25 protein-coding genes are annotated in these 25966 nt (G+C 64.1%); 12 read left to right on the forward strand and 13 right to left on the reverse strand.

From position 1 onward, the window contains the following. Positions 1-9 precede the first annotated feature (9 nt). The 4 genes from ABIB99_RS03315 to ABIB99_RS03330 all read right to left on the reverse strand — a co-directional run bounded on the left by ABIB99_RS03315 (position 10) and on the right by ABIB99_RS03330 (position 4349). Positions 10-2214 (reverse strand): xanthine dehydrogenase family protein molybdopterin-binding subunit, encoded by a 2205-nt coding sequence (locus ABIB99_RS03315; protein WP_354174861.1) that lies wholly within the window; start codon positions 2212-2214, stop codon positions 10-12. A gap of 7 nt (positions 2215-2221) precedes the next feature. After that, complete coding sequence (locus tag ABIB99_RS03320) at positions 2222-3238, reverse strand: FAD binding domain-containing protein (protein WP_354174862.1); 1017 nt, start codon at positions 3236-3238, stop codon at positions 2222-2224. Beyond that, positions 3235-3726, reverse strand: coding sequence for a (2Fe-2S)-binding protein (locus tag ABIB99_RS03325; protein WP_354174863.1), 492 nt, complete (start codon positions 3724-3726; stop codon positions 3235-3237). The genes ABIB99_RS03320 and ABIB99_RS03325 overlap by 4 nt, the downstream gene beginning before the upstream one ends. Before the next feature lie 143 nt (positions 3727-3869). Further along, the gene (locus ABIB99_RS03330) at positions 3870-4349 is read right to left on the reverse strand and encodes an Lrp/AsnC family transcriptional regulator (protein WP_028150288.1); all 480 of its coding nucleotides are present in this window, start codon (positions 4347-4349) and stop codon (positions 3870-3872) included. 141 nt (positions 4350-4490) lie between these two features. On the opposite strand from ABIB99_RS03330, the gene ald reads away from it, so the two are divergent. Next, entirely contained in the window at positions 4491-5606 is a 1116-nt protein-coding gene (gene ald / locus ABIB99_RS03335; protein WP_354174864.1) for an alanine dehydrogenase, read from the forward strand. 3 nt (positions 5607-5609) lie between these two features. On the opposite strand, the gene ABIB99_RS03340 is transcribed toward ald, so the two are convergent. The 4 genes from ABIB99_RS03340 to ABIB99_RS03355 all read right to left on the reverse strand — a co-directional run bounded on the left by ABIB99_RS03340 (position 5610) and on the right by ABIB99_RS03355 (position 10485). Then, positions 5610-6245, reverse strand: coding sequence for a 2-hydroxychromene-2-carboxylate isomerase (locus ABIB99_RS03340; RefSeq protein WP_354174865.1), 636 nt, complete (start codon positions 6243-6245; stop codon positions 5610-5612). A gap of 201 nt (positions 6246-6446) precedes the next feature. Beyond that, positions 6447-8357: a flavin-containing monooxygenase gene (locus tag ABIB99_RS03345; protein WP_354174866.1), complete on the reverse strand. Its 1911-nt coding sequence runs from the start codon at positions 8355-8357 to the stop codon at positions 6447-6449. Beyond that, positions 8354-8995, reverse strand: coding sequence for a TetR/AcrR family transcriptional regulator (locus tag ABIB99_RS03350; RefSeq protein ID WP_212449787.1), 642 nt, complete (start codon positions 8993-8995; stop codon positions 8354-8356). The genes ABIB99_RS03345 and ABIB99_RS03350 overlap by 4 nt, the downstream gene beginning before the upstream one ends. Further along, positions 8992-10485 carry an AMP-binding protein gene (locus tag ABIB99_RS03355; protein ID WP_354174867.1) on the reverse strand — a complete coding sequence of 498 codons (1494 nt, stop codon included), beginning with the start codon at positions 10483-10485 and terminating at the stop codon, positions 8992-8994. Before ABIB99_RS03355 ends, ABIB99_RS03350 begins: the two co-directional genes overlap by 4 nt. A gap of 173 nt (positions 10486-10658) precedes the next feature. Between ABIB99_RS03355 and ABIB99_RS03360 the strand changes: the two genes are divergently transcribed. From ABIB99_RS03360 to ABIB99_RS03390, 7 genes are all read left to right on the forward strand, one after another. Further along, entirely contained in the window at positions 10659-11918 is a 1260-nt protein-coding gene (locus tag ABIB99_RS03360) for an ABC transporter substrate-binding protein (protein ID WP_028150294.1), read from the forward strand. Positions 11919-12008: 90 nt separating this feature from the next. Next, positions 12009-12911, forward strand: a complete 903-nt coding sequence (locus ABIB99_RS03365) for a branched-chain amino acid ABC transporter permease (protein WP_354174868.1) — start codon at positions 12009-12011, stop codon at positions 12909-12911. Then, the gene (locus ABIB99_RS03370; RefSeq protein WP_354174869.1) at positions 12908-13927 is read left to right on the forward strand and encodes a branched-chain amino acid ABC transporter permease; all 1020 of its coding nucleotides are present in this window, start codon (positions 12908-12910) and stop codon (positions 13925-13927) included. The genes ABIB99_RS03365 and ABIB99_RS03370 overlap by 4 nt, the downstream gene beginning before the upstream one ends. A gap of 2 nt (positions 13928-13929) precedes the next feature. Further along, positions 13930-14685 carry an ABC transporter ATP-binding protein gene (locus ABIB99_RS03375; protein ID WP_063984494.1) on the forward strand — a complete coding sequence of 252 codons (756 nt, stop codon included), beginning with the start codon at positions 13930-13932 and terminating at the stop codon, positions 14683-14685. Next, positions 14682-15395 (forward strand): ABC transporter ATP-binding protein, encoded by a 714-nt coding sequence (locus ABIB99_RS03380; RefSeq protein WP_063984493.1) that lies wholly within the window; start codon positions 14682-14684, stop codon positions 15393-15395. Before ABIB99_RS03375 ends, ABIB99_RS03380 begins: the two co-directional genes overlap by 4 nt. Positions 15396-15558: 163 nt before the next feature. Then, on the forward strand, positions 15559-15777 hold the full coding sequence (locus tag ABIB99_RS03385; protein WP_063984492.1) for a hypothetical protein: 219 nt from the start codon (positions 15559-15561) through the stop codon (positions 15775-15777). Between the two features lie 110 nt (positions 15778-15887). Then, positions 15888-16946 carry a YeiH family protein gene (locus ABIB99_RS03390; RefSeq protein WP_038941923.1) on the forward strand — a complete coding sequence of 353 codons (1059 nt, stop codon included), beginning with the start codon at positions 15888-15890 and terminating at the stop codon, positions 16944-16946. Positions 16947-17151: 205 nt separating this feature from the next. On the opposite strand, the gene ABIB99_RS03395 is transcribed toward ABIB99_RS03390, so the two are convergent. The 5 genes from ABIB99_RS03395 to ABIB99_RS03415 form a co-directional block, all read right to left on the reverse strand. Continuing rightward, positions 17152-18024 (reverse strand): ABC transporter ATP-binding protein, encoded by an 873-nt coding sequence (locus ABIB99_RS03395; RefSeq protein WP_085400672.1) that lies wholly within the window; start codon positions 18022-18024, stop codon positions 17152-17154. Then, complete coding sequence (locus tag ABIB99_RS03400; protein WP_014496619.1) at positions 18021-18932, reverse strand: ABC transporter permease; 912 nt, start codon at positions 18930-18932, stop codon at positions 18021-18023. Before ABIB99_RS03400 ends, ABIB99_RS03395 begins: the two co-directional genes overlap by 4 nt. Next, positions 18929-20350, reverse strand: a complete 1422-nt coding sequence (locus ABIB99_RS03405; protein WP_354174870.1) for an ABC transporter substrate-binding protein — start codon at positions 20348-20350, stop codon at positions 18929-18931. The genes ABIB99_RS03400 and ABIB99_RS03405 overlap by 4 nt, the downstream gene beginning before the upstream one ends. A 165-nt stretch (positions 20351-20515) precedes the next feature. Next, positions 20516-21292, reverse strand: coding sequence for a Crp/Fnr family transcriptional regulator (locus tag ABIB99_RS03410; RefSeq protein ID WP_354174871.1), 777 nt, complete (start codon positions 21290-21292; stop codon positions 20516-20518). A 187-nt stretch (positions 21293-21479) separates the two neighbouring features. Then, on the reverse strand, positions 21480-21776 hold the full coding sequence (locus ABIB99_RS03415; RefSeq protein ID WP_354174908.1) for a gamma-butyrobetaine hydroxylase-like domain-containing protein: 297 nt from the start codon (positions 21774-21776) through the stop codon (positions 21480-21482). A gap of 216 nt (positions 21777-21992) precedes the next feature. Between ABIB99_RS03415 and ABIB99_RS03420 the strand changes: the two genes are divergently transcribed. The 4 genes from ABIB99_RS03420 to ABIB99_RS03435 all read left to right on the forward strand — a co-directional run bounded on the left by ABIB99_RS03420 (position 21993) and on the right by ABIB99_RS03435 (position 25854). Next, on the forward strand, positions 21993-22766 hold the full coding sequence (locus ABIB99_RS03420) for a ferredoxin--NADP reductase (RefSeq protein WP_354174872.1): 774 nt from the start codon (positions 21993-21995) through the stop codon (positions 22764-22766). 100 nt (positions 22767-22866) lie between these two features. Beyond that, positions 22867-24609, forward strand: coding sequence for a fumarate reductase/succinate dehydrogenase flavoprotein subunit (locus tag ABIB99_RS03425; RefSeq protein ID WP_354174873.1), 1743 nt, complete (start codon positions 22867-22869; stop codon positions 24607-24609). 31 nt (positions 24610-24640) lie between these two features. Further along, positions 24641-24874 (forward strand): 4Fe-4S dicluster domain-containing protein, encoded by a 234-nt coding sequence (locus tag ABIB99_RS03430; RefSeq protein ID WP_008141081.1) that lies wholly within the window; start codon positions 24641-24643, stop codon positions 24872-24874. Positions 24875-24876: 2 nt separating this feature from the next. After that, the gene (locus ABIB99_RS03435; RefSeq protein WP_354174874.1) at positions 24877-25854 is read left to right on the forward strand and encodes a HEAT repeat domain-containing protein; all 978 of its coding nucleotides are present in this window, start codon (positions 24877-24879) and stop codon (positions 25852-25854) included. The last annotated feature ends 112 nt before the right edge of the window (positions 25855-25966 follow it).

Raw genomic sequence — 25966 nt, forward strand, 5'->3', positions numbered from 1 at the left:
GACGGGCGATCAATCCAGCAACTTGTCCAGCGTGATCGGGAAGCGCCGGATGCGCTTACCGGTAGCGTGATAGACTGCGTTCGCGATCGCCGCAGGTACGCCGACGATGCCGATTTCGCCAATGCCCTTGACGCCCAGCTTGTTGATCCGGTCGTCGGGTTCGTCGACGAAGATGACGTCGATGTCGTGAACGTCGGCATTCACGGGAATGTGGTACTCGGCGATGTTCGCGTTCATGATCCTGCCGAAGCGGTGATCCATCACCGTCTCCTCGTGCAGCGCCATTCCGATGCCCCAGACCACGCCGCCCATGATCTGGCTGCGGCCGGTCTTGGTATTGAGGATCCGTCCGGCTGCGACCGCGCTCACGACGCGCGTGACGCGGATGACGCCCAATTCTTCGTCGACCTTGACCTCCGCGAAGACCGCCGAATGGGTGTTGCGCGCGTGCGACTTGTCCTCCGCGAAATGATTGAGCTTCTGCTTCTCGATCCGCTCGAGCTTGCCGTGACGCATCGCGTCCGCGATCGAGACGGCACGGGCCTTGTCGCCGGCCTTGGCGATCGTGCCGTCGACAAGGATCACGTCGGGCGCATCGACGCCGCCGAGGGGCGAGGCGGGCATCGCCTTGGCGAGCCGTGCGAGCTCCTGGCGAATGTCTTCGGCCGCGCCCAGCACGGCGTGCGCGGCCGACGCCGCCATCCAGGAACCGCCTTCGACAGGGGCCTGCGGCAAGGTCGAATCGGCAAGCCTCACGTCGATATTCTCGATCGGCAGCCCGAGGGCGTCGGCGGCCACCTGGGCCACGATGGTGTAGGTGCCGGTGCCGATATCGGACGCGGCGCAGGATACCTCGGCATGGCCGTTCGACGTCAACACGATGCGGACGGCGGCCGGCATCTGAAGCGCCTCCCATACCCCCGTCGCCATGCCCCAACCGACCAGCTCCTTGCCATCGCGCATGGAGCGTGGCGCGGGATTGCGCCGGCTCCAGCCGAACGCTTCCGCGCCGCGCGCGTAGCATTCGCGCAGCTGCTTGCTGGTGTAGGGCAGGTCTTCGCTCTGGTCGCGATCCGAATAGCACTTCAATCGCAGCTCGATCGGATCGAGCTTGAGCGCGACGGCCAATTCGTCCATGGCGCATTCGAGCGCGCAGACGCCGGACGCGGCGCCGGGCGCGCGCATGTCGCAGGGTGTGGAGAGGTCGAGATCGACGAGCGTATGGGAGAAGAGGCTGTTCGGGCTCTTGTACAGCTGTTCCGCCCAGCCGCTGTCATTGCGCGAAAAATCCTCGTAGCGCGAAGTCACGGCGGTGGCCTCGTGCGTGACGGCATCGAGCGTGCCGTCGGGCCTTGCGCCGAGCGCGACACGCTCAATGGTCATCGGCCGGTAGCCGAGCCCGTACATCTGCTGCCGTGTCAGCACGACACGGACGGATCGCTTGAGTTCGAGCGCGGCAAGCGTCGCCAGCACCACCTGGTATTGCGGCCGCAATCCGGAGCCGAAGGCGCCGCCGACATAGGGCGAGATCACGCGGAGGTCATCGGGCTTCTTTTTGAACACACTGCATAGATATTTGTGGACGTTCTGGACACCTTGCGTCTTGTCATAGACGGTAAGCCTGCCGCTGCCGTCTCGGACCACCGTGGTCGCATAGAGCTCCATCGGGTTGTGGTGCTCGGTCGGGAGGACGTAATCCGCCTGGTGCCGCACAGCGGCCCCAGCCAGCGCCGCGGCGGCGTCGCCGCGCGGCTTGTGCGGCCGATCCACTTTGCCGGCTTTGCCATGTTCGGATTCGAGATCGGTTGCAAATGCCTCCCGGTCGTATTCAACGCGCACGCGGGTCGCAGCGAATTTAGCGGTTTCCCAGTCATCCGCCACGACGAGCGCGATGGGCTGGCCGTTGAACCAGATCCTGTCGTCATAGAGCGGGCGGAAGGGCGAGCCCTTCTCCGGCGCCACCTCGTCCTTCCAGGCATCGTCATTGTCGGCGAGGGGCGGACGATGCGCATGCGTGAGCACGTCGACCACGCCCTTCACGTGCAGCGCGTCGCTGGCGTCGAGGCGAGCGATACGTCCGCGCGGAATCGTGGCCTCGACGACGAAGCCATGGAGGAGGCCGTCTGCCGGGAATTCGCCGGCATATTTGGCGGCTCCGGTGACCTTGGCGCGGCCATCGACGCGGGACGTTGGCGTTCCGACATAGGCGTTCATCGGTCCCTCACGCGATTTTCTTGTGAGCCTGTGATTGTGGCGTGGCGCTGGCAGCCTGCATCAGCGTCCGCACGATGGCGCGGCGCGCGAGCTCGATCTTGAAGCGGTTATGTGCGCGGGCCGTTGCCCCGTGTAGCAGCAGATCGGCCGCGCGCGAGAAGTGATCGGGCGTCGCCGCCTGGCCGCGCAACGCCGCTTCGGCCTCAAGGCTGCGCCAGGGCTTGTGAGCTACGCCGCCGAGCGCCAGGCGGGCTTCGCGGATCGCGTTGCCATCCAGTTCGAGCGCGGCCGCGACCGAGACCAAAGCAAAAGCATAGGACAGCCGGTCGCGGATCTTCAGATAGCTGTAGTTACGGGCAAAGCCGTGCGGCGGAAGTTCGACGGCCGCGATGATCTCGCCGATGCCGAGATTTGTATCGACATGAGGTTTGTCCTCCGGGAGTCGATGGAAATCGGTCAATGCGACAGTGCGCTGGCCGGAGGGACCTGCGATGTGCACGAGCGCACCGAGCGCAGCAAGTGCGACGCTCATGTCGGACGGGTTGGTCGCGATGCAGGACGCGCTCGTACCGAGGATTGCGTGGTTGCGGTTGAGGCCGTCGATTGCCGAGCAGCCGCTGCCGGGATCTCGCTTGTTGCAGGGCGTCGCCGTGTCATAAAAGTAGGCGCAGCGCGTGCGCTGCATCAGGTTGCCGCCAACGGAGGCCATATTGCGCAATTGCGCGGAAGCGCCGGCGAGGATGGCGCCGGCGAGCAGGGGGTAGCGCTGCTCGACAAGCGGATGGTAAGCGAGGTCCGAATTCGGCACCAAGGCGCCGATGCGCAGGCCTCCGTCGGCCGTCTCCTCGATGTCGCGGAGCGGCAGGCGGGAGATGTCGATCAGCCGGGAGGGCCGCTCGACATTTTCCTTCATCAGGTCGATCAGATTGGTGCCGCCGGCAATCAGCTTGGCGCCGGGATCGGCGGCCAGCAGGCGGATCGCGTCGGCGACGTCGGTGGCGCGGGAATACTGGAAGTTGTTCATGGCCGTCCCATTGCCTGCTGGATCGCGGCGACGATGTTCGGATAGGCGCCGCAGCGGCAGAGATTTCCGCTCATCAGCTCTCTGATCTCGTCGGCATCCCGGGCGCGGCCTTCGGCCAGAAGACCCGCCGCCGAGCAAATCTGTCCCGGCGTGCAATAGCCGCACTGAAAGGCGTCGTGGTCGATGAACGCCTGTTGCAGGGGATGAAGCGTTCCGTCCTTGGCAAGGCCTTCGATCGTCGTGATCTCGGCGCCGTCCTTCATGACGGCGAGCGTCAGGCAGGAATTGACGCGCCGTCCGTCGATCAGCACGGTGCAGGCGCCGCACTGGCCGTGATCGCAGCCCTTCTTGGTGCCGGTCAGCGCAAGATGGTCACGCAGGGCATCCAGAAGCGTGGTCCAGGGCACGAGATCGAGCGTGTGGCCGACGCCATTGACGACGATATGAATTGGAATGCGTTCGGGAATCTCGTGCGTGACATCGCTCATGTCCTGCTCCCTGCGACGGCGACTGAGCCGAGACGTCAGCCGAACTGACGAGGAGGCACCGTTGCCTCCGCTTGCCAATGGCCTCCAACTTACAACCGGCCGCTTGGTTCCCTGCCGGGAATTGTGGCGCCCGCGACACAGTGTCAGCGCTTGGCTTCGCCGAAAACCACCGTCGGCACCGCGCGGTTGACGATCTCGCGCAGCGCGAAGCTCGATTGGACCCGCGCCACGCGCGGCAGGCGCGACAACTCGGTACGGTGGATGCGCTCGAAATCCTGGATGTCGCGGGCGAGCACGATCAGGATGTAGTCGTCGGTGCCCGACATCAGGAAGCAGCGCACGACGGACGGGCATTTCACCACCTCCGCCTCGAACGCCTTCAGCGCCTCGTCGCTCTGGCTCTCCAGCGCAATGCGGACCAGCACCGTCGTGGTGAGGCCGAATTGCGCGAGATCGAGCGCGGCCTGGTAGGCCTGGATGTAGCCGTCGTCCTCCAGCGCCTTCTGCCGCCGCGCCAGCGCCGTGCTCGATAGCCCGACCTTGGTGGCGAGCTCGGTGTGGCTGGCCCGCGCATTGGTGGTGAGTTCCGCGAGGATGGCGAGATCTTTCCGGTCGAGGGCCAAGGTTTCGTTTCCAGCGTGAAAGGGCGTTTGCACGCCGGAAACCGGCGCGGGGAGGTCGAAGCTAGCGGATATTTGCACGAAACCAAACTGGCCCGATCGCTACGATGACGGGGTGAATCAGGACGTTGGAAGGAGCCCAAAATGCGCGTCGGTGTGCCCAAGGAGATCAAGGTGCAGGAATATCGCGTCGGGCTCACCCCGGGCGCGGTCCGCGAATATGTCGCGGCCGGGCACCAGGTGACGGTCGAGACCGGTGCCGGCAGCGGCATCGGCGCGTCCGACGAGGTGTACCAGCGGGCAGGGGCCGCGATCGCGGAGAACGCCCGCGACATCTTCGCCAGCACCGACATGATCGTGAAGGTGAAGGAGCCGCAGAAGAGCGAATGGTCCCAGCTCCGCGAAGGCCAGATCCTGTTTACTTATCTCCATCTTGCGCCGGATCCCGAACAGGCCAAGGGCCTTCTCGCTTCCGGTTGCACTGCGATCGCCTATGAAACCGTCACCGACGCGGCCGGTCACCTCCCCCTGCTTGCGCCGATGAGCGAAGTCGCTGGCCGCCTCGCCATCGAGGCCGCCGGCGCCGCGCTCAAGCGATCGGCCGGCGGCCGCGGGGTGCTGCTCGGCGGCGTGCCCGGTGTGCAGCCAGCGCGCGTCGTCGTGCTCGGCGGCGGCGTGGTGGGAACGCAGGCGGCGCGCATGGCGGCGGGCCTCGGTGCGGAAGTCACTGTGATCGACCGCTCGATTCCCCGTCTGCGCGAGCTGGACGATGTGTTTCTCGGGCGGGTGCGCACCCGCTTCTCGACCATCGAGGCGGTCGAGGATGAGGTGTTCACTGCCGACGTCGTGATCGGGGCGGTGCTGGTACCGGGCGCCAGTGCACCAAAGCTCGTCACGCGCGCGATGCTCAAGTCGATGCGGCCGGGCGCCGTGCTGGTCGATGTCGCGATCGACCAGGGCGGCTGCTTCGAGACCTCGCATCCGACCACGCACGCCGATCCAACCTATCAGGTCGACGGCATCGTGCATTATTGCGTCGCCAACATGCCAGGCGCGGTGCCGGTGACGTCGAGCCAGGGGCTGAACAACGCAACGCTGCCGTTCGGCCTGTTGCTCGCCAACAAGGGCTTTGCTGCAGTCCTGGAAAATCCGCATTTGCGCAACGGACTGAACGTGCATCGTGGCCGCATAACCAACAAGGCCGTTGCCGAGAGCCTCGGGCTGGAATTTGCCCCGGTTGAGAGCGGACTTGCGGCGTAACGGCTACACTGATTTGCGGTGGCGGCTGCCGAGCGCGGCCTCGATCGTTTCCGGACGCTCGATCCGTTCGATCAGCATGTCGATGCGATCACCGCCCCAGAACAGTTCGCCGTTGAACACCATGGTGGGCACGCCGAACACGCCGAGTGCTTCGGCCTCGTCGATGATGCGGTCGTGCTCGGCGCGGGCAGGGCCGTTGACGTAGGCTTCGAACTCGGGCGCCTTGCCACCGCAAGATTTGATGACGTCCGTGATTGCGGCGAGATCGTCGATCTCCAGCTCATGGCTCCAGAATGTGCGGAACACCGTGTCGTGATAAGGGCGGAAGAAGCCGTGCCGCTGTGCGAACAGCATTCCAACGCTGGAATAGAAGGCGTCGTAGATGCGACGCGGCCCCTTCATGACGAGCCCTTGCGCATTGGCATAGCGCCGCGCGTCCATATAGGCGTAACGCACCTTGCGCCAGAAATGCGGCGTGCGCTCCTCGACCGTCCCCATGAATTCGGCGACGCGCAGCGTATAGGGCAGCCATTCGAGCTCGACGCCGTGCGCCTCCTCGAGCGAAAATAGCCGCTTGTTGGCCACGAACGCGTAAGGGCTCTTGTAGTCGGTGTAGACGCGGACAATTGGCCTGGGCATTGGCGGCTTCCTCTTTCTTCCTTCTCCCCTTGTGGGAGAAGGTGGCGCGAAGCGCCGGATGAGGGGTATCTATCCACTCGCGCTACCGTTCGTGGGGATAGAACCCCTCACCCGGCTTCGCTTCGCGAAGCCACCCTCTCCCACAAGGGGCGAGGGTGCAGTGCCGTCGTGGCGCAATCAACGCCTCAATGCCTCAACCTCTTACCCCTTCGTCAGCCGATACTGCCCCAGATCCGGATCATGCGTCATGCGCCAGTAGTCCACGAACCGCCAGGGCATCGCCGAAAACACGCGGCCGCTCGAATTGCGATAATAGGTGCTCATGCCAGGATGGGTCCAGATCATCGCCTCGTGCTCGGCATCGACCTTGCGGACGTAGTCGTCGAGCACGTCGGGACGGACGTCGATGGCGGCGACGTCTTGCTCGATCATGTCGGCAAGGCAGGCGGAGATATAACGGCTCTGACATTCCGACTGGAAGATGACGCTGCCGCCATGGGCGGGGCCGGAGTTCGGGCCGAGCATGCAGAAGAAGTTCGGAAAGTCCGGCACGGTGAGGCCGAGGAACGCCGTCGGATTGTCGTTGGCCCAGGCCTCGCGCAGATCCTTGCCGCCGCGGCCGCTGATGTTGAGGCGTGCCGCCATCTCCGTCACCTTGAAACCGGTGGCGACGACGATGATGTCGGCGGGGCGATGCTCGCCGTCAGCGGTGACGATGCCGTCGCGATCGAAATGATCGATCGTGTCGGTGACGAGCTCGACATTGTCCCGCGTGAGCGTCCTGAACCAGTTGTTGTCAAGCAGGATGCGCTTGCCATAGGGCGGATAGGTCGGCACGCATTTGGCGATCAGGTCGGGGCGGTCCTTCAGCTCGGTGAGGATGAAATCGGTCAGCTCCTGGCGATGCCGGTCATTGCCCTTGTTGACGGCGCGCTCCGGATGCGGCCAGGCCGGGTCCTTGCGCAGGAACGGCAACAGGCCGTCGCCATAGCGCCAGAACATGTTGAAGCGATACCACTGCACATAGAACGTCAGATGCGCGAGCAGCCAGCGCGCGCCCTCGCTGATCGGATCGGAATAGCCCTTAACGGGCCGCGCCCATTGCGCGCTGCGCTGATAGACTGTGACGGAGGCGACGCGGCCGGCGATTGACGGCACCAGCTGCATCGATGTCGCGCCGGTGCCGATCACGGCAACATGCTTGCCGTCGAGGTCGATATCGCCTGACCACAGCGCCGAATGCAGGATCGTTCCCTTGAAACTGTCTTCGCCCTTGAAATGCGCGCGCGAGGGATCGTTGAGCTGGCCGATGGCCGAGACCAGCGCGGTGGATTCAAAAATCTCTTCGCCGCTCTTCGTCTTCAGCGTCGAGATCCAGCGTCGCTTGCCCTCGTCCCAGCGCGACGCTGTCAGCTCGGTATTGACCCGCAGATGCTTGCGGATGCCGTATTCCTCGGCGACCTTCAGCAGATATCCGAGCAGTTCTTCGCGCTGGCAGAAATAGCGCGTCCATGCATTGCCCGAGCCGAACGAGTAGGAATAGGAGTGGTTCGGCGTATCGACGCCGCAGCCGGGATAGCGGTTGATCCACCAGGTGCCGCCGAGCTCGGCGTTCTTCTCGACGATGGTGTAGGGGATGCCGAGATGGCCGAGTGCCACGCCGAGCGCGATGGCACAGACGCCGGCGCCGACGATCAGCACATGCTGGGCGGCAAGCTTCTCGTCGGAATGGCGTTGCGTCCACTGCGGCTCGCGCGCCACAAACCCCATCTCTTCGCGCATCAGGGGCGCGTATTCCGGCGCGACGTTCTCGCCAAGGCAGGCGCGCATCATCTTGAGCAGCAGCTCTTCGCCGGGATCGGTGATGACGGGTTTTGGCGTGCCGTCGGCAAACAGCTTGACCACTGCAGCACGGATCTCGTCCTGGACCTTCCGGGGCACGCCGGCCTCCGGATCGGGAATGAGACGGATGTCGCGCTTGGGCAAGTACGGCGGCTCGAGCCAGCGCTCATCGCCGGTCATGTGCACCAGCACCATCAGCAGGCAGCGGATATCGCCTTCGGCGATCGCGGAGACGAGATCGAGCGGCTTTTGTGGAGATGCGATGTTCATGGCGTGTCCTGATCTCCGGATGCACTGAAGAGGCCGCGCGTCATCAGCTTGCGATAGGCGGAGATGACGTGGTCGGGCACGGCGGTGACGCCGCCGGCCGAATAGGAGTAACGGCGGCTGAGATAGCCGCGCGCGCCCATCAGCATGTGGACGATGGCCTCGAATTCCTCGTCGCTGTAATCCTCGATCGCGCCTGCCGTTCGCGCGCGGCGCAAGATGCGGACATAGGCGACCGAGATGTTGTCGAGGTGTTTCTGGTACCCGATCGGCGCGAAGAACTCGGCCTCGTTGAGGATGCGCAGGAACTCCGGCACCTCGCGGATAAAGTCGAAGAAGGCGGAGAAGCGGGCGATCTCCTGCCGCGCTGCATCGGCGGTGCCGGTGCGGGCGCGGATGAATTCCACCATGTCGAGGCCGATCTTCGGCAGGAGCTGGTCGAGCAGCTCCTGGCGGTTCTCGAAATGATTGTAGAAGGTGCCCTGCGCGACGCCGGCTTCTTCCGTGATGCGGGCGACCGAGGCTTCGGCATAGCCATGCTTGCCGACGACCTTGGTCGCGGCGTCAAAGATCTTCTGCTTGGTCCAGGCGTTGCGCTCGACACGGTTGAGCTTTGTGACCTTGGCATTCGCTTGCGTCATTCAGAGGTCTCCAGCTCGGCGCGCAGCACGCGCTTGAGGATCTTTCCGCTCGGATTACGCGGCAGGCTGTCGCGAATGACGAGCTCCTTCGGCACCTTGAAGCTCGCCAGGCGCGTACGGCAGTGCTCGGCGAGGGCAGGGAGTTCGAGGCTCGCGCCTTCGGCCAGCACGACGATCGCGACCGGCCGCTCGCCCCAGCGCGCATCGCGCAGGCCGATCACCGCGACTTCGCGCACCTCGGGCAAATCGTAGATGACGCGCTCGACCTCGGAGGAAGCGATGTTCTCGCCGCCCGAGATGATCATGTCCTTCTTGCGGTCGGTCAGATACAGGAAGCCTTCCTCGTCGAGATAGCCGACATCGCCGCTGCGGAACCAGTCGCCGAAGAAGGCCGCCGCCGTCTTCTCCGGATCCTTCCAATAGCCGCGCGTGATTTTCGGTCCGCGCAGGCAGATCTCGCCATTGACGTTCGGCGGCAGCGTCTTGCCGTCCTCGTCACGGATCTCGATCTCGACGTGGGCGATGGCGCGCCCGGTTGAACCGATCTTCTCGATCTCGCGGCCGGCTTCCATGAAGGTGTCGCCGCCGACGGTCTCGGTGAGGCCATAGGCATCGATGTAGCGCGCATTGCGGAAGAACTCCGAGAACGCGCGGATGCGCACCTCCGGCGTCTTCTCGCCGCCGCCGATCGCCCATCTCAGGCTGGAGACGTCGTAACGATCGCGGGTGGGGCAGGTGAGCATCGCCGTGGTCATCACAGGCGCGAACCATGCCGCGTTGAGCTTGTCCTCCGCGATCGCCGCAAGCGCGGTCTCCGGCTCGAAATTGCGTTCGATGCGGATGAAGCCGCCATGCCAGAGCACGGCGATGCCGGGCAGGTCGAGCGCACCGACGTGATAGAGCGGGCCGACGACGAGCAATCGCGTCTCGGCGCTGATGCCAAGCGCGATCGTCTGGTCAGCCGACTTCCAGTAGAAATTATCGTAGGTGAGCATCACGCCCTTGGGGCGGTCGGTGGTGCCCGAGGTGTACATCAAGCGCATCAGGTCGGACGGCGTGCGGACGTGCATCGGCGCTGGCGCGGCCTCGCCCTCGAGGTGCGTGATGCTTTGCTGCGCGGCTTCGTTCAGCACGACAATTTTCGCGCCGGCTGCATTCGCGGCGAGTTCTTCATCGACGATCAACAACCGCGCGCCGGCATTACCCGCGATGTAGCCGACCTCGTCGCGCGACAGTCGAAAATTGATCGGCAAGAACACCGCGCCGAGATGGCTGGTGGCGAAGACGAGCTCCAGGAACGCCGCGCTGTTCTTCATCAGCACGGCCGCGACGTCGCCCGCGCCGATGCCCTGCGCGGCGAGCCAGCCGGCCGCTTGCCGGATGCGCGCATCGAAATCGGCGTAGGAGATCTCCTCGCCGCGATATTTCAGCGCGGGCCGGTCCGGCGTGCGCTGGGCATGAAAGGTGATGAAGCTCGAAAGATTGATCATTTTGCGGGTTTTGGGCCGATTACCGGCCTCGTTTCCTCCTTTGATGAATTATGACTCGTAATTCATCTTCGGCTTGACGTCACCCCCCTGCCTCTGAAATTGTTGGGAACACGGAGACGAGACGATCTCCGGCAAGGGACCAGGAAACGCCGACCCGAAAGAGGGAGGGGAAAATGACGAGAACCCGCATGCCGGGCATCAGCCGCCGTTCAACGCTGGCGCTGATGGGCGCCGGTGCGATGAGTGTTGCCGCACCGTGGGTGGCGCGCGCGCAAGCCAAGACCATCAAGATCGGCATGCCGACGATTCTGTCGGGCCGCGTCGCGCAGCTCGGCACGTCGTCGCGCAATGCGGTGATGCTCGAGGTCGACAAGGTCAACGCCGCCGGCGGACTTGCCGGCCGCCAGATCGAGATGGTGATCCGTGACTCCAAGGGCCAGCCGCAGGAAGCCGCCCGCGTCGCGCGCGAGCTCGTCAACACCGATGGTTGCGAGTGGCTGATCGACGGCGAGGCGTCGTCCGGATCGTTTGCGGTTCACGAAGTGGCGCGCGATCTCGGTGTGCTCTGCGTCCACACCTGTTCGGAAGCGTCCTCGCTCACGGCCGATCCGAAGCAGCACATCCCGAACGCGTTCCGTTGCGTGCGCCAGGGCATCCACGATTCCATCGTCGGCGGCAGCTATGCCGCCTCGATCGCGAAGGCCAAGGGCCTGAAGAAATGGGCAACCTGCTCGCCGGACTATGCCTATGGCCGCGATACCACCGGCGAGTTCACGCTGTACCTGAAGCGCTTCGCGCCCGACGTCGAAATCATCAGCGAGTCCTGGCCTAAGCTGTTCCAGCCCGACTACACCGAAGTCGTGACGAAGATCCTCCAGGCCAAACCGCAGGCACTGTATTCCTGCCTGTGGGGCGGCGATCTCACCTCCTACATCGACCAGGCCAACATCTATGCGATGTTCGGCCAGATGGAGGTGTTCGCGGTCAACATGGCCGACTACACCGCGCTTACCGTGGTGAAGAACCTGCCCAAGGGCATCCACTCCGGCAACCGCTACATCAAGACCTTCCCGACCACGCCGGAGAACGCGGCCTGGGGCGATGCCTACAAGGCGAAGTACAACGAATATCCGACCAACTGGTCGTGGCAGAACGCGACGGCCGTGATGTTCCTCGCTGAGGCCGCGAAGAAGGCGAACTCCACCGACGGCAAGAAGATCGCGGAGGTGCTGAAGGGTCTCACCATCAAGTGTCCGTTCGGCGCCGACGGTACCGTGACGATGCGCGGCGACGACCACACGCTGGTCGGCTACGCCATCGGCTGGGGCACCACGATCCCGCAGGAGCCTTACGTGCCCGAGGTCAAGGCCGGCGACTGGAAGACCATCTTCGAGCTCGAGGCCGAGTGGAAGAAGAGCAAGGGCTACACCTGATTTGATATGCGGCGGGGACGGGCGACCGTCTCCGCCGTTTCAATTTGGCTCTCCGCGCCAAGTCCGGCGCGTCGCAATGAAAGTGCTCCCGTGGATCTCGACGCGCTCGCCGGCTGCCTCTCCAGTTCCGCCTGCCTGGTGACGCAAACCACCAGCGGCCTCATCATCGGCATGCTCCTGTTCCTGGTCGCAGTCGGGCTGACGCTGATCTTCGGCGTGCTCAAGGTCGTCAATTTCAGCCACGGCGCCTTCTACATGTTCGGCGCCTATTTCGCGATGACGGCCTATCAGCTCACCGGGAGCTTCGCGCTGGCGATGTTCGCGGGCGCGGCCGGGACCGCGATTCTCGGTCTGATCTTCGAGCGCGTCTTCATGAGCCGCGTCTATGGCGCCGACGTGCTGATGCAGCTGCTCGTCTGCTACGCCTTCGTGCTGATCTTCGACGATGTCGTGCGCATCATCTGGGGGCCGGAATTCAGGTCGATGGGCATGCCCGCGGCATTCCAGGTGATGCCGCTGTTCATCGCCGGCGGCGTAGTGCCGCCTTATTACCTGCTGCTGATCGGCGTCGCGCTCGTTGTGGCGATCGTGCTCGGCATCGGATTGTCGCGCAGCCGTATCGGCAAGGTGATCCGGGCGGCGGCACATAATCCCAGCATGGTCTCGGCGCTCGGCATCAACACCGGTCTGATCTATGGGGGCGTGTTCGCGCTCGGCGGCATGCTGGCGGGCCTTGCCGGCGCGCTCGCGGCGCCCGTGCGTTCGCTCACCCCCGGCATGGGATTTTCGGTGCTGATCGAATCCTTCATCGTCACCGTGATCGGCGGCATGGGCTCGATCCTGGGCGCTCTGATCGGCGCGCTGCTGCTCGGCCTTATCAGGTCCTTCGGCTCGCTCGGCTTTCCCCTGTTCACGGAAGGCCTGATGTACCTGTTCATGGTGATCGTGCTGGTCTCCAAGCCCACCGGCCTGTTCGGCAAGGAGGCGGCATGACCGAGCTCGAGGCCGGACGCGCCGAGACGCTGGCGCCGGTGCGCAGCGGTGTGGCGCTGCAACGCTATCGCGACGTCCTGATTGCCGTGATCGCGTTCGCCGTGCTGGCGAGCCTGCCGCTGTTCACGGGCAGCAAGGCGCTGCTCGATTTCGTCATCCGCTGCTCGGCTTACGGCCTGTTCGCGACCTCGCTGAACCTGCTGGTCGGCTACACCGGCCTGATTTCGTTCGGCCACGGCATGTTCTTCGGCCTTGGCGCCTACAGTTTTGGCCTGATCATGCAGAAGCTGGGCGTGCCGATTCCCGTGGCCTTCGTCGCGACGCTGGCGATCACGGCGGTAATTGCCGCAATCATCGGCGCGATCTGCGTGCGGCTGAAGGATATCTATTTCGCCTTCGTCACGCTCGCGTTTCAGATGCTGATCCACTCGACCATCCTGTCCTGGGCCTCCTTCACCGGCGGCGACCAGGGCCTGCGTGGCGGCATTCCGCGCCCCACATTCCTCGGCATCAATCTTGCGAACCACGTTCATCTCTATGTCGCGAGCTGCGCGCTTCTCATCCTCGGCCTGCTCGCGATGCGCCAGATCGCGCAATCGCCGTTCGGTTACACGTTGCGCATGATCCGCGACAATGCCGCGCGCGCGAGCTTTCTCGGCATCGACGTCTGGCGGGCAAAGCTGACAGTCTTCGTGCTGGCGGCATTGTTTGCGTCGATGGGCGGCATGGTGATGGCGCTGTTCGTCTCCGGCGCCTATCCGGAATTCGCCTACTGGACGATCTCGGGCGAGGGCATCTTCATCAACATGCTCGGCGGCGTCTCGACCTTCCTGGGGCCGATGGTCGGCACCGTGCTGCTGCTTCTGCTCAACGACACCGTGACGCGCTTCACCGAATATCACGGCATCGTGCTCGGCGTGGTCATCCTGTTCTTCGCGCTGGGCCTGCGCAAAGGCCTGCTGGATTTCGTCGCCGACTGGTTCGCGCACCGGCGTGATGCGGGCGAGGGGCGCTAGCGATGCTCGAGATCCGCAACCTCGCAAAATCCTTCGGCGGCGTGAAGGCGACCAACGACGTCACGCTGGACTTCCCCGACGGTTCGCTCACGGCGGTGATCGGACCGAACGGCGCAGGCAAGAGCACGTTCTTCAACCTGATCACCGGCGCCTTGAGGCCGGATTCCGGCCAGGTGCTGCTCGACGGCGTCGATCTCGCCGGCCGCTCGCCGCCGGAGATCGTGCGTCACGGCATCGGCCGCGCCTTCCAGGTCGCGAGCATCTTCAAATCGCTGACGGTGCAGGAGACCATGCTTGCCGCAGTCAGCGCCGACCAGCGCTCGTCCGCGGTGCTGCACAAGCGCTTTCCTTTGCCCGAGACGCGCGACCGCGCCGAGCATGTGATGGAGCTGCTGGGCTTGGCGAGCAAGCGCAACCGTACCGCCGCGACGCTGTCGCATGGCGACCAGAAGCTGCTCGACATTGCGCTCGCTCTGGTGCTCGAGCCAAAGGTTCTGCTGCTGGACGAGCCAACTGCCGGCATGGGCCCGGAAGAGCGCTGGCGCATGATCGACAAGGTGCGCGAGCTCTGGGAGACGCAGAAAATCACCGTCGTCTTCATCGAGCACGACATGGACATCGTGTTCAAGATCGCCCCAAAGATCGTCGTGCTCTGCTACGGCCGCATCCTGGCAACCGGAACGCCTGACGAAATCCGAAGCAACAGCGCCGTGATCGAGGCCTATCTCGGCACCGAACATGCGGGGGCCACCGCATGAGCGCGACCATTATCGAAGTCGCCGATCTCGACGTCTACTACGGCACGAGCCAGATCCTGTTCGGCGTCGGCCTCTCGGTGCGGCAGGGCGAGACCATGGCGCTGCTCGGGCGCAACGGCGCGGGTAAATCGACGACCATGAAAGCGATCATGGGGCTGGCGCCGCCGCGGCGGGGCAGGATCAGCCTGCGCGGCGCGGTGATCTCGGGCCAGAAGCCGCACCATATCGCGCGCGCCGGTCTCGGCTTCGTGCCGGAGGATCGCCAGATCTTTCCGGAGCACACGGTCGAGGACAATCTCGTCATCGGTCGCAAGAAGGGGCCGGAAGGCCAGGACGAGTGGCCGATCAAGCGCATCTACGACGTCTTCCCGCTGCTGGAGCCGCTGCGCCATCGCATTGCTGGACGTCTCTCGGGCGGGGAGCAGCAGATGCTCGCCATCGCGCGCACGCTGATGGGCAACCCGGCGCTGTTGCTGCTCGATGAGCCGAGCGAGGGCCTCGCGCCGATCATCGTGCAGCGGATCGGCGAGCTGTTGCGGCAGCTCCGCCAGCTCGGATCGACCGTCCTGATCGCCGAGCAGAACATGCATTTCTGCCTGGGGCTGGCGAGCCACGCCACTGTCATCGACAAGGGCCAGATCGTCTATGCTGCCGGGATCGACGAGCTGAAGGCCAACGACGCGATCCGTCGCCGTTATCTGGCGCTGTAACCGGGTTCCGGACCGCCAAACCGGCCCAAAGAAGAAAACTGTTGTCTCGGGTTCGTCAGACGGAAGGAGTTTCCCCGTCGACGGCCAAAAACGCCAATCGCTTCCATTGCCGTTTGGGGCCGAAACGACGACATTCCATTCAGAATTTGATGGATTGACGGTCATGGAACGCACCGGATTTGAGCCCTTCGGCGAGCAGCTGGTGTCCGCAACGGACACGCAGCCGCGATCGCGCGCGTCAAAGCTCCTGCTGCGGGCCGGCACCACGGTGTTCTGGTCGCTGGTCGCGGGCATCGTGCTCGCGCGTGCGGCCTTCTTCGAGCCGGGCGTCTATGACAGCTTCAGCCGCGTCGCCTCGCTCGCCAAAAGCCTGATCTTCTGAGCCGATTATTCCGGGCTGAGCATAGAACTTCGCTCGGCCCTGATATGCCGAAAACTTATTCCCCAATCGGACGGCACTGCGTATAAATATTTCTCCTCTGGGAGAGATTTGTGTCGCAGAATCAAGCATCCAACCCGGCCGACGCCAAGCCAACCACTGTCGTGAGCCGTATCGCGGCGCTGATTCCGGGAATCCTCCTGTGCATCGCCGTGGCCGGTATCTCGGCTTTGCTCGAACGGGCCGAGCTGGGTGTCTTCGAGCACCCCTATGTCGAAGCGCTGGTGATGGCGATCCTGCTCGGGATGGCGCTGCGCAGCTTCTGGAAACCGGCGCCGCGCTGGCAGGCCGGTATCGCCTTCAGCGCCAAACAGCTGCTCGAAGTTGCGGTCATGCTGCTGGGGGCCTCGATCAGCTTCGCCGCCATCGCGGCTTCCGGCGTGGCGCTGCTGGCATCGATCGCCGCGGTCGTTGTGATCGCGCTCTGCGTCTCCTTCGGCCTCAGTCGCATGCTGGGGCTGTCGACGCGGCTCTCGATCCTGATCGCCTGCGGCAATTCCATCTGCGGCAATTCCGCGATCGCCGCCGTGGCGCCGATCATCGGCGCCAACAACGACGAGATCGCGTCCTCGATTTCCTTTACGGCGATCCTTGGCGTGATGATGGTGCTGGGTCTGCCGCTGCTGATTCCGCTGCTGCAATTGTCGGCCACGCAATATGGCATCCTCGCAGGCCTGACCGTCTATGCGGTGCCGCAGGTGCTTGCGGCAACGGTCCCGGCCGGGCTCGTCTCGACGCAGATCGGCACGCTCGTGAAGCTGATGCGCGTGTTGATGCTCGGGCCCGTCGTCGTCGGTCTCTCCCTGGTCGCCTCGCGCTGGCAGACCGGCGCCAAGAAATCCAATGTCGGCTTCTTCCGCCTGGTCCCCTGGTTCATCCTCGGCTTCCTTGCGCTGGCGACCCTGCGCTCGCTGGAGATCGTGCCGGGCACAGTGGTCGGGCCGGTGACGAAGATCACGAGCTTCCTGACGGTGGTCTCGATGGCCGCGCTCGGCCTCGGCGTCGACGTGAAGGTGCTGGCGAATGTCGGGGGCCGGGTGACGGCCGCCGTGACACTGTCGCTGATGCTGCTGCTCGGGATCAGCATCGCGCTGGTGCACTGGTTCAAGTAAGGGGCGCACAGCGGCTGCGAACTCCTCTTCCTTCTCCCCTTGTGGGAGAAGGTGGCGCGAAGCGCCGGATGAGGGGTTCTATCCGCGAGTCCGAACTGAGAGGGGAGTTTGCCGAAGCAGACCCCTCATCCGCCTTGCCTTCGGCAAGGCACCTTCTCCCACAGGGGGACAAGGGAAGTAAGAGCGCAATCGTCGAGATGGGGCGCTAGATCACATCCGCCAGCGAATGCCCATGCAGCTCGATGTTCAGCCCTTGCATGCCCATGTCGCTGATCTCGCCGCCCATCGCCTTCAGGCTCTCCTCGCGGATCAGTGACATCAGCCCGCGGCGGAGCGCCAGGAACTCCGACGACATCATCATCGATTGTTGCCGCGGCCGTTCCAGCGGGATCGGGATCTCCGCCTTGATCGAGCCGGGGCGCGCGGTCATGCAGTAGACGCGGTCGGACAGGAAGATCGCTTCATCGATGTCGTGGGTGACGAACAGCACCGAGATCTTCAGCCGTTGCCACATGTTGGTGAGGATCTGCTGCATGATCACGCGCGTCTGCGCGTCGAGCGCGCCGAAAGGCTCGTCCAGCAGCAGCACCTTCGGGCCCGTGGCGAGCGCGCGGACGATGCCGACGCGCTGCTTCATGCCGCCGGAGAGTTTTTCCGGATAATGTTTTTCGAACGCTTCGAGCCCCGCGAGCCCGAGCAGCGTGCGCGCCGCGCGCTCGCGCTGGGAGCGCGCCATGCCGCGCATCTTCAGGCCGAACTCGACGTTCTCCCTCACCGTCTTCCACGGAAACAGCGAATATTGCTGAAATACCATGCCGCGCTCGGCGCTGGGGCCGTTCACACGCTCGCCGTCGACCGTGACTACACCGGTGGTCGGCTTGAGGAATCCCGCAACCGCATTGAGCAGCGTCGACTTTCCACAGCCGGAGGGCCCGACGATCGAGACGAACTCGCCGGGCTTCACATGAATTTGCGTGTCGGTGACGGCCTGAACCGGCCCCTCGATGCTTTCATAGCTGAGGGAGAAATTCCTGACCTCGATATGGCCCTGCGGTGCTTTGGTCAGGATTTCGTTCATTTCAGCCTCCACGGCATCACCAACTGCCCGGCACCTCTGATAAGCAGGCTCGATCCAAGGCCAAGCACGCCGATCGCGATCATGCCGAGCGCGATGTCGGCATATTGGACAAGGGAATAGGCCTCCCAGGTGAAGTAGCCGATGCCGTACTGGCCCGAAATCATCTCGGCGGCGATCAGCGACACCCAGGCCACGCCCATGCCGACGGTGAGGCCGGTGAAGATGTGCGGCATCGAAGCTGGAAAATACACCTCGCGGAAGATCGACCGTTCTCGCGCGCCGAGACATTGCGCGGCGCGCACCAGCACTGGATCGACCAGCGACATGCCATGCAGCGTGTTGACCAGGATCGGGAAGAACGCGCCGAGGAAGGTGATGAAGACGATGCTCTGCTCGTTGGTCGGCCAAAGCATGATTGCCATCGGCACCCAGGCGATTGCCGGGATCGGCCGCAGCACCTCGGCGACCGGGAAGATGATCTCGTGCACCAGCTTGAAGCGGCCCATGATCAGGCCGAGCGGCACGCCGACCACCGCCGCGAGCGAGAAGCCGAAAAGGATGCGCCGGCAGCTCAGGAGGATGTGCAGCAGGAATTTGGGATCGTGGATCGCCTTGGTGAAGCTGGCATAGACCGCGAGCGGCGAGGGCACGTTGGTGAAGCGCACGAAGAACACGACGCGATAGGTCGTGAGCAGGTGCCAGACCAGCAGGAAGGCAAGCAGCGATATGATGCCGATCGCCGTCGCGCGTAGCCCCGCCCGATTGAGCCGGTACCAGCGCAGCGCGAGCGTGCCGAAGGAAGGCGGTGTCGCGGGCGGGGAAGGGGCGGGCACGGGGCCCGCCTCGGCGATTGCGGTTGCTGCCGGCATGCTGTCCTCGGGATGTCTGACGAGGGCGGGACTGCTCACGTCTTGCCTCCGCCGACCGCAGCCTTCACCGCGTCGTCGAAGCCGAGCACCTTGCCGCTGATCTTGGCGGCGTAGGCTTCGGCGTCCTTCTTCAGCAGGAACGGCGCGACCTCGCCGTTGCCGACCGCGAAGAAGGCCTGGTCGGCGAACAGCTTGATGCCGCGCGTGGTGTCGAAGACGTAGGCGACGTTGATCTTCTTGCCCTTGGCCTTGTAGTCGGCATAGGCCCCTAACGTGCAGGCGGCGGACGCAAACGGCACGATACCGGTTTCGTCGACCCAGACCTCGCCGGCCTTGCGCGGGTCGGTGATCGGCTTCTTGCAGAACGAGTCTTCGCCCGTGATCTCGTAATTCCTGGTGCTCGCAAGCTGGGTGTCATAGTTGAGCTTCATCTCGGCATAGGCCTTGCGGATGTAGGAATCATCCACCCACTTCTTCGGATCGAACTCCTTCATGCGGCCGAGATTCTGCAAAACCTTGACGTCGGTCGCGGCCGCGTCGATCAGCGCCGGCTTCACCGTGGGATCGGTGGTCATGTTGCCGCTGGGACCGAGGAAGATATAGACGACCTCCTTGTTGATGCCGGTCCACTCCTGGATCTTTTCTGCGGCAAGCTTGGGATCGTCGCGCAGCCACTGGTTGGCGGCGATCAGCGCCTTGAAGTAGGCAACGACGACCTCGGGGTATTTCTCGGCGAAATCGGTGCGGACCACGATGCCGTGGAAGGTCGGCAGGTTGGTCTCAACGCCGTCAAAAATCTTGCGCGCAAAGCCGCGGAACGGCAACAGCTCGGCGAAGGGGACGAAGTCGGCGTGCGCGTCGATCTTCTTCTCCTGCAGATTGGTCGAGCCGACCTCCGGGCTCTGGCTGACGAGCTGGAAGAAGTCGGAGGCGTAACCGCGGTCCTGCATCGCCTTCAGCACCATGCCGTGCGCGGCCGAGCCGAACGGCACGCTGACGAGCTTGCCCTTGAGATCGGCGAGATCGTAATAGGGCGAGTCCTTGTGGACGACGAGCCCGTTGCCGGAGCCGGACAGGCTGTAGGCGGCCACGCCGATCAGGCGGCTCTTGCTCTCCGGATTGCTCTCGAAGGTGAAGCCGTTCACGATCAGCGGATAGTCGCCCATCATGCCGATCTGGAGCTTGTTCGCCATCATCGCGTTGGTGACGGGCGGGCCTGAGGTGAAATTCTGCCACTCCAGCTCGAACTTGATGTTGGCGTATTTGCCGTCCTTCGGCAGATATTTCTCGAGGAGATGCAACTGCCGGATGACGACGCCGGCGGTCACCGTGTTGGTCGTGGTGTCCTGCGTTCCAATGCCGAGCGTGACGGTTTCCGCCAAGGCCGGCTGCGCCAGGAGTAGCGCCAGCGAGGTCACCGACATCGCGATCGAGAGCGTGGGAAGATGGCGGACCATTCTCATCCTCATTCGGTTGGATGTGCTGTGGTTGCCATGATTGGGTGAGGCCGCGGGCAGGGCAAATCCGGAGTGACCGTCGCAGTCGATTAGTTGCCGGGAAAAGCTGATTGCATACTCCTTGAGCAGTCCTGCACTATAAAGCCGCTTGCCTGTGCATCGACCCTAGTCGCCGTTCTGGCCGCGCATCTCCTCGAGAGCGTCGGCCCGGCACACCACGATCTGCGAGCGCTTGGTGACGACGATTCCCTTCTCCTGCATCCGTTTCAGGCTGATCGTGACCCATTGCCTGGTCGCGCCGACCATGTGGGCGATGTCGGCATGGGTGAAGGCCGCCGCGATCACCCGGCCGTCGGCATCCTCGACGCCGTAGAGCTCGACCAGATGCAGCAGAAGATGCGCGAGGCGCTGGGTGATCGAGCGCGTTCCCAGCATCTGCGCCAGCGCCGAATAGCATTTGCCCTTGAAGGTGAGGCCTTCAATGAGGCCGATGGCGAGGTTCGGGATCTCCACGGCAAGCGACCGCAGCTCCTTTCCGGGCAGGTGCACGACGCTGCAATTGCTGGATGCGACGCCGGACCATTGATGCACGGTGCCCTCGAACACTTCGGGCCCGCCGACGAAATTGCCGACATGCCAATAGGCCAGCGTGATCTCGCGTCCGAGCGGCGAAGTGTAGAACACGCGGATGCGGCCGCTCTCGATCAGCCAGATGCCGTCATGCTTGCCGCCCTGGCTGAACAGCGTCTGGCCGCGGTTGAGCACCTTTCGCCGGCCCTGCTTCAGCACCAGCTCCCGCTCGCGCTGGCTGAGCTTGTCCATCAGCGGTGGCGGTCCGCCGATCCATTGCTGGTTCTCGGTCAGCAGCAGCGAGGAGCCGCCGGCAGGCCGGATCGTTGCGGGAACCGTCCCGCGAACCACATTGGCCGCCTGCAACATCATCCGCCTCCGGAACGTTCAAATCGTTCTAAAGAGGAGCAATGTCCGTGCCAGTTCCACTCTACTGTCGTCGCCCGGCTTGACCGGGCGACCCAGTATTCCAGAGACATCAGTGGGATACGGAGGGGGCCGCGGCGTACTGGATTCCCCGCTTTCGCGGGGAATGACAGCGGAGCAAGAGGGGCGTTTCTCAGCGCCCCGCCAAGCTCAGCAGATACGGCTTTGGATAAATCCCCCTGTTATGCCCATCTGAAAACGAGATGTTCAGCCCGTAGCCGAGATCGCCGATCTCGGTGATGGCGATGCCGGGAAAGCGTTCGGGGAAGCGATCGTCGAAGCGGGCACGGGTGCAATGGGCGCATTTGCAGGAGAGGCGGAGCTGCTCGGCAGCGATCCCGACCACATCGTCCTGCGTGGTGCGCACGACGAGCGTCGCGAGATCGGCGCTGGCCTCATAGTCGGTCACAGTCGGCACCACCAAGGTCATGGTCATAACGAACCTCCAGCTTCTTTCTATGTCGACGCGGGCGAGCGTGAATAGCAACTAATTGCCGGGGCGGATGCGTGGCGGGGGGCGTCGTCTGCCTCCTCTTCGATCATCACCTGCGAAATGTGAAACTAATCGACCGGGAATTTCACTTCCGAATTGCCGGACTCTCCTCTCTCCGAAACCTTGTGCGCCAACGATGGCTGAGGAGAGAGCATGAGCGCATTTCAGAAGGAAACGGTTTTGTCGGTCCGGCACTGGACCGATTCCCTGTTCAGCTTCACGGCGACGCGCGATCCGGGCTTCCGTTTCCAGAACGGCCAGTTCGCGATGATCGGCCTGGAGGTCGAGGGCAAGCCGTTGATGCGGGCCTACAGCATGGCCAGCGCCAATCACGAGGAAGCGCTCGAATTCTTTTCGATCAAGGTTCAGGACGGTCCGCTGACCTCGCGCCTCCAGAAGATCAGGGAAGGCGACATCATCCTGGTCGGCCGCAAGGCGACGGGCACGCTGATCACCGGCAACCTCATCCCGGGAAAACGCCTGCTGCTGCTCTCGACCGGCACGGGCCTCGCGCCCTTCGCCAGCCTGATCAAGGACCCCGATGTTTACGAGAATTGCGAGACCATCGTCCTCGCCCATGGCTGCCGCCAGGTTTCGGAACTCGCTTATGGCGAGCACCTCGTCGACGGCCTGCGCAATCACGAGTTCTTCGGCCCCCTGATCCGCGACAAGCTCGTCTACTACCCGACCGTGACGCGCGAGCCGTTCCGGAATCGCGGCCGCATCACCGATCTGATCGCCTCCAATCAGCTGTTCGACGACATCGGCCAATCCGGTCTCGATATCGAGACCGACCGCATCATGCTGTGCGGCAGCCCGGCGATGCTCGAGGAACTCCCCGCGATGTTTGCCGCGCGCGGCTTTGTCGAGGGTAACCACAGCCAGCCCGGCCATTTCGTCATTGAAAAGGCCTTCGTCGAGCGCTGAGGCGCAAATCGCGTCCCGGCGACAACTAATTGCTATCGCCGGAACGCCCCCTGAACAAATCTGATGCAAAGGCGCCGGACCGGCGAACCAGGAGCAAATGATGGCACTAGATGAGATCGTCGACGGACTTTCGGAGGTTTCCTGCGACGTGCTCGTCATCGGCGGCGGCACGGCCGGCCCGATGGCAGCGCTGAAAGCAAAACTGAAGAACCCGAAGGCCAATGTCGTCCTGCTCGAAAAGGCCAACGTCAAGCGCTCCGGCGCGATCTCGATGGGTATGGACGGGCTCAACAACGCCGTCATCCCCGGCTACGCGACGCCGGAGCAGTACACCAAGGAAATCACCATCGCCAACGACGGCATCGTCGATCAGAAGGCGGTCTATAAATACGCGCAGAACTGCTACAAGATCATCGAGGAGCTCGACAGCTTCGGCATCCGTTTCCTGAAGAACGAGAACGGCGACTACGCGGTCAAGAAGGTGCACCACATCGGCACCTACGTCCTTCCGATGCCGAACGGCGAGACCGTGAAGAAGGCACTCTATCGCCAGCTCCGCCGCGCCCGCATCCTGATCTCCAACCGCTACATGGCGACGCGGCTGCTCAAATCGTCCGACGGCCGCATCGCCGGCGCGATAAGCGTCAACACGCGCACCGCAGAGATCCTGGTGATCAAGGCCAAGGCCGTGATCCTCTGCATGGGCGCCGCCGGCCGCCTCGGTCTGCCGACCTCCGGCTACATGTTCGGCACCTACGAGAACGCCGCCAATTCCGGCGACGGCTATGCGATGGCCTATCACGCCGGTGCCGCGTTGGCGAACCTCGAATGCTACCAGATCAATCCGCTGATCAAGGACTATAACGGCCCGGCCTGCGCCTATGTCGCCGGTCCCTTCGGCGCCTTCACCGCGAACAACGAGGGATCGCGCTTCATCGAATGCGACTACTGGTCCGGCCAGATGATGCTGGAGTTTTACAACGAGCTGCTGTCAGGCAAGGGCCCGGTGTTCCTCCAGCTCAAGCATCTCCATCCCGACACCATCTCGGAAATCGAATCCACGCTGCACAAGGTCGAGCGGCCGACGCGGGGCCTGTTCCAGCAGGGGCGCGGCGTCGATTACCGCAGCGAGTCGATCGAGATGCACATCTCCGAGATCGGCTTCTGCTCCGGCCACAGCGCCTCCGGTGTGTTCGTCGATGAAAATGCGCGCACGACGGTGCCCGGCCTCTACGCCGCCGGCGATATGGCGAGCGTGCCGCACAATTACATGCTCGGCGCCTTCACCAACGGTTCGGTTGCCGGCATCGATGCCATGGAGTTCGCCGACAACCACGACTTCGCGGAATTCGACGCGGCCGATGTCGCCAGGGAGCGCGACCGTGTGCTGGCGCCAACGAAGCGCGAGGACGGCATTCCGCCGAACCAGGTCGAGTACAAGACCCGCCGCCTGGTGAACGATTATCTCCAGCCGCCGAAGGTCACGCGCAAATACGAGCTCGGCATGCGCCGCCTGGCCGAGACGCGGCAGGACATGCAGGAGCATATGATCGCGCGCAACGCGCACGAGCTGCTTCGTGCGCTCGAAGTGCAGTCGATCATGGACTGCGCCGACATGGCGGTGCACGCCTCGTTGTACCGCGAGGAGAGCCGCTGGGGCCTCTATCACTGGCGCACGGATTTCCCGGAGAAGGACAACGAGAACTGGTTCTGCCACACGCTGCTCTCCAAGCAGAACGGCAAGATGACCAGCGAGAAGCGCGCCGTGGAGCCCTATGTCGTGCCGATCGCCGACGACGAGAAGGACCTCTACGACAAGCAGCGCATCCGCGCCTCCGCCTGATCCACCGCAACATCGCAACAGGAGACATAAAATGCCTCTCGCGTCCTATCAGACATCGGTTCCGGTGGTCGTCGACGACGCCAAATGCATCGCCGACAAGGGCTGCACCGTGTGCGTCGACGTCTGCCCACTCGACGTGCTCCGCATCAGCGACATGACCGGCAAGGCCTACATGGCCTATGACGAGTGCTGGTACTGCATGCCCTGCGAGGCCGATTGCCCGACCGGCGCCGTCACCGTCAACATTCCCTATCTGCTGAGGTGATCATGTCGAGCCCTTTCGAGTCCTATGACGACCTCGAAGACGCCGATGAGCGCCTTCAGGCCGCCGATCCCGCCGAGCGCCGTGTCGCCATCATTGCGCTCGGTCACTCCGGTGATCCCGCAGCCGTCGCGCATCTCGCCAACATGGTCGTCGATCCCGATGCCGGCGTGCGCCAGCAGGTCGCGATGGCGCTTGGCGAGTTCGACGGGCCGGAGGCCGCGCGTGGGCTGGTCAAGCTGCTGGTCGATCCCGAAAGAATCGTGGCGGCGGCCGCGGCCGACAGCATGGCCGGGTTCAAGGATCCGGCCTGCGCCGAGATCATCCTGCCGCTGGTCAAGCACGCCCATGCCTTCGTCCGCATGGGCGCGCTGCGCGCGCTGAAGGAGCTGCGCTGCAAGGACACGCTGAAGCCGGCACTGGAAGCGCTCCTGGATCAGGATGCGGCCGTTCGCGTGCAGGCGATCGGCGTGATCGGCTTCCTCAAGCTGGAGGAATCCATCCCCGCGCTGACCGCGCTGATCAACGATCCCGACGCCCATGTGCGCCGCGCCGCAGTGAGCGCGCTGGCCTTCTCGCAGCTGAAGCCCGCGGCCGAGACGATCACACGCGGGCTGAAGGACTCGGACTGGATGGTGCGCGAGATGGCCGCGGAAACGCTGGGCCTCAATGTCAACGGCTCGCTCGCGGCCGATCAGCTTGTCGGCTCGCTCGCCGATGAATTCTGGCAGGTGCGGCTGAAGGCGATCCGCAGCCTCGGCAAGATGAAGATCGAGCGCGCGGTACGCCCGATCGGCAATTGCATCAACCACGACCAGGCCAATTTGCGGAAGGAGGCGGCGGCGGCGCTCGGCGAGATCGCCCATCCCGACGGCGAGGCGTTCCTGGCCGTCATCGCCGACGATGCCGACCCTGACGTCCGCAAGAACGCGCGCTGGGCGCTCCAGCAGATCGCGGCCCGCAAGGCGCGGGCAGGGGCATAGCGGGTCTTCGCTGCCGGTCTGGACTTCCCCTGCCAGACGTTTATTGGTCTTCGCCAATGGGATCGGCTGCACTTTGAGCGCGGCCGATCCGAGAAAGAGCGAGGACGCGGCC

It is taken from the genome of Bradyrhizobium sp. LA6.1, assembly GCF_040547805.1.
GTDB classification, from domain to species: Bacteria; Pseudomonadota; Alphaproteobacteria; order Rhizobiales; family Xanthobacteraceae; genus Bradyrhizobium; species Bradyrhizobium barranii.

What these genes read in the sequence shown, in the direction of transcription:
- ABIB99_RS03435 (WP_354174874.1), top strand. Translation starts at nt 24,877, where the DNA reads ATGTCGAGCCCTTTCGAGTCCTATGACGACCTCGAAGACGCCGATGAG.
- ABIB99_RS03370 (WP_354174869.1), top strand. Translation starts at nt 12,908, where the DNA reads ATGACCGAGCTCGAGGCCGGACGCGCCGAGACGCTGGCGCCGGTGCGC.
- ABIB99_RS03340 (WP_354174865.1), bottom strand. Translation starts at nt 6,245, where the DNA reads ATGCCCAGGCCAATTGTCCGCGTCTACACCGACTACAAGAGCCCTTAC.
- ald (WP_354174864.1), top strand. Translation starts at nt 4,491, where the DNA reads ATGCGCGTCGGTGTGCCCAAGGAGATCAAGGTGCAGGAATATCGCGTC.
- ABIB99_RS03360 (WP_028150294.1), top strand. Translation starts at nt 10,659, where the DNA reads ATGACGAGAACCCGCATGCCGGGCATCAGCCGCCGTTCAACGCTGGCG.
- ABIB99_RS03375 (WP_063984494.1), top strand. Translation starts at nt 13,930, where the DNA reads ATGCTCGAGATCCGCAACCTCGCAAAATCCTTCGGCGGCGTGAAGGCG.
- ABIB99_RS03415 (WP_354174908.1), bottom strand. Translation starts at nt 21,776, where the DNA reads ATGACCTTGGTGGTGCCGACTGTGACCGACTATGAGGCCAGCGCCGAT.
- ABIB99_RS03325 (WP_354174863.1), bottom strand. Translation starts at nt 3,726, where the DNA reads ATGAGCGATGTCACGCACGAGATTCCCGAACGCATTCCAATTCATATC.
- ABIB99_RS03345 (WP_354174866.1), bottom strand. Translation starts at nt 8,357, where the DNA reads ATGAACATCGCATCTCCACAAAAGCCGCTCGATCTCGTCTCCGCGATC.
- ABIB99_RS03355 (WP_354174867.1), bottom strand. Translation starts at nt 10,485, where the DNA reads ATGATCAATCTTTCGAGCTTCATCACCTTTCATGCCCAGCGCACGCCG.
- ABIB99_RS03425 (WP_354174873.1), top strand. Translation starts at nt 22,867, where the DNA reads ATGGCACTAGATGAGATCGTCGACGGACTTTCGGAGGTTTCCTGCGAC.
- ABIB99_RS03420 (WP_354174872.1), top strand. Translation starts at nt 21,993, where the DNA reads ATGAGCGCATTTCAGAAGGAAACGGTTTTGTCGGTCCGGCACTGGACC.
- ABIB99_RS03380 (WP_063984493.1), top strand. Translation starts at nt 14,682, where the DNA reads ATGAGCGCGACCATTATCGAAGTCGCCGATCTCGACGTCTACTACGGC.
- ABIB99_RS03405 (WP_354174870.1), bottom strand. Translation starts at nt 20,350, where the DNA reads ATGGTCCGCCATCTTCCCACGCTCTCGATCGCGATGTCGGTGACCTCG.
- ABIB99_RS03315 (WP_354174861.1), bottom strand. Translation starts at nt 2,214, where the DNA reads ATGAACGCCTATGTCGGAACGCCAACGTCCCGCGTCGATGGCCGCGCC.
- ABIB99_RS03430 (WP_008141081.1), top strand. Translation starts at nt 24,641, where the DNA reads ATGCCTCTCGCGTCCTATCAGACATCGGTTCCGGTGGTCGTCGACGAC.
- ABIB99_RS03410 (WP_354174871.1), bottom strand. Translation starts at nt 21,292, where the DNA reads ATGATGTTGCAGGCGGCCAATGTGGTTCGCGGGACGGTTCCCGCAACG.
- ABIB99_RS03320 (WP_354174862.1), bottom strand. Translation starts at nt 3,238, where the DNA reads ATGAACAACTTCCAGTATTCCCGCGCCACCGACGTCGCCGACGCGATC.
- ABIB99_RS03350 (WP_212449787.1), bottom strand. Translation starts at nt 8,995, where the DNA reads ATGACGCAAGCGAATGCCAAGGTCACAAAGCTCAACCGTGTCGAGCGC.
- ABIB99_RS03395 (WP_085400672.1), bottom strand. Translation starts at nt 18,024, where the DNA reads ATGAACGAAATCCTGACCAAAGCACCGCAGGGCCATATCGAGGTCAGG.
- ABIB99_RS03385 (WP_063984492.1), top strand. Translation starts at nt 15,559, where the DNA reads ATGGAACGCACCGGATTTGAGCCCTTCGGCGAGCAGCTGGTGTCCGCA.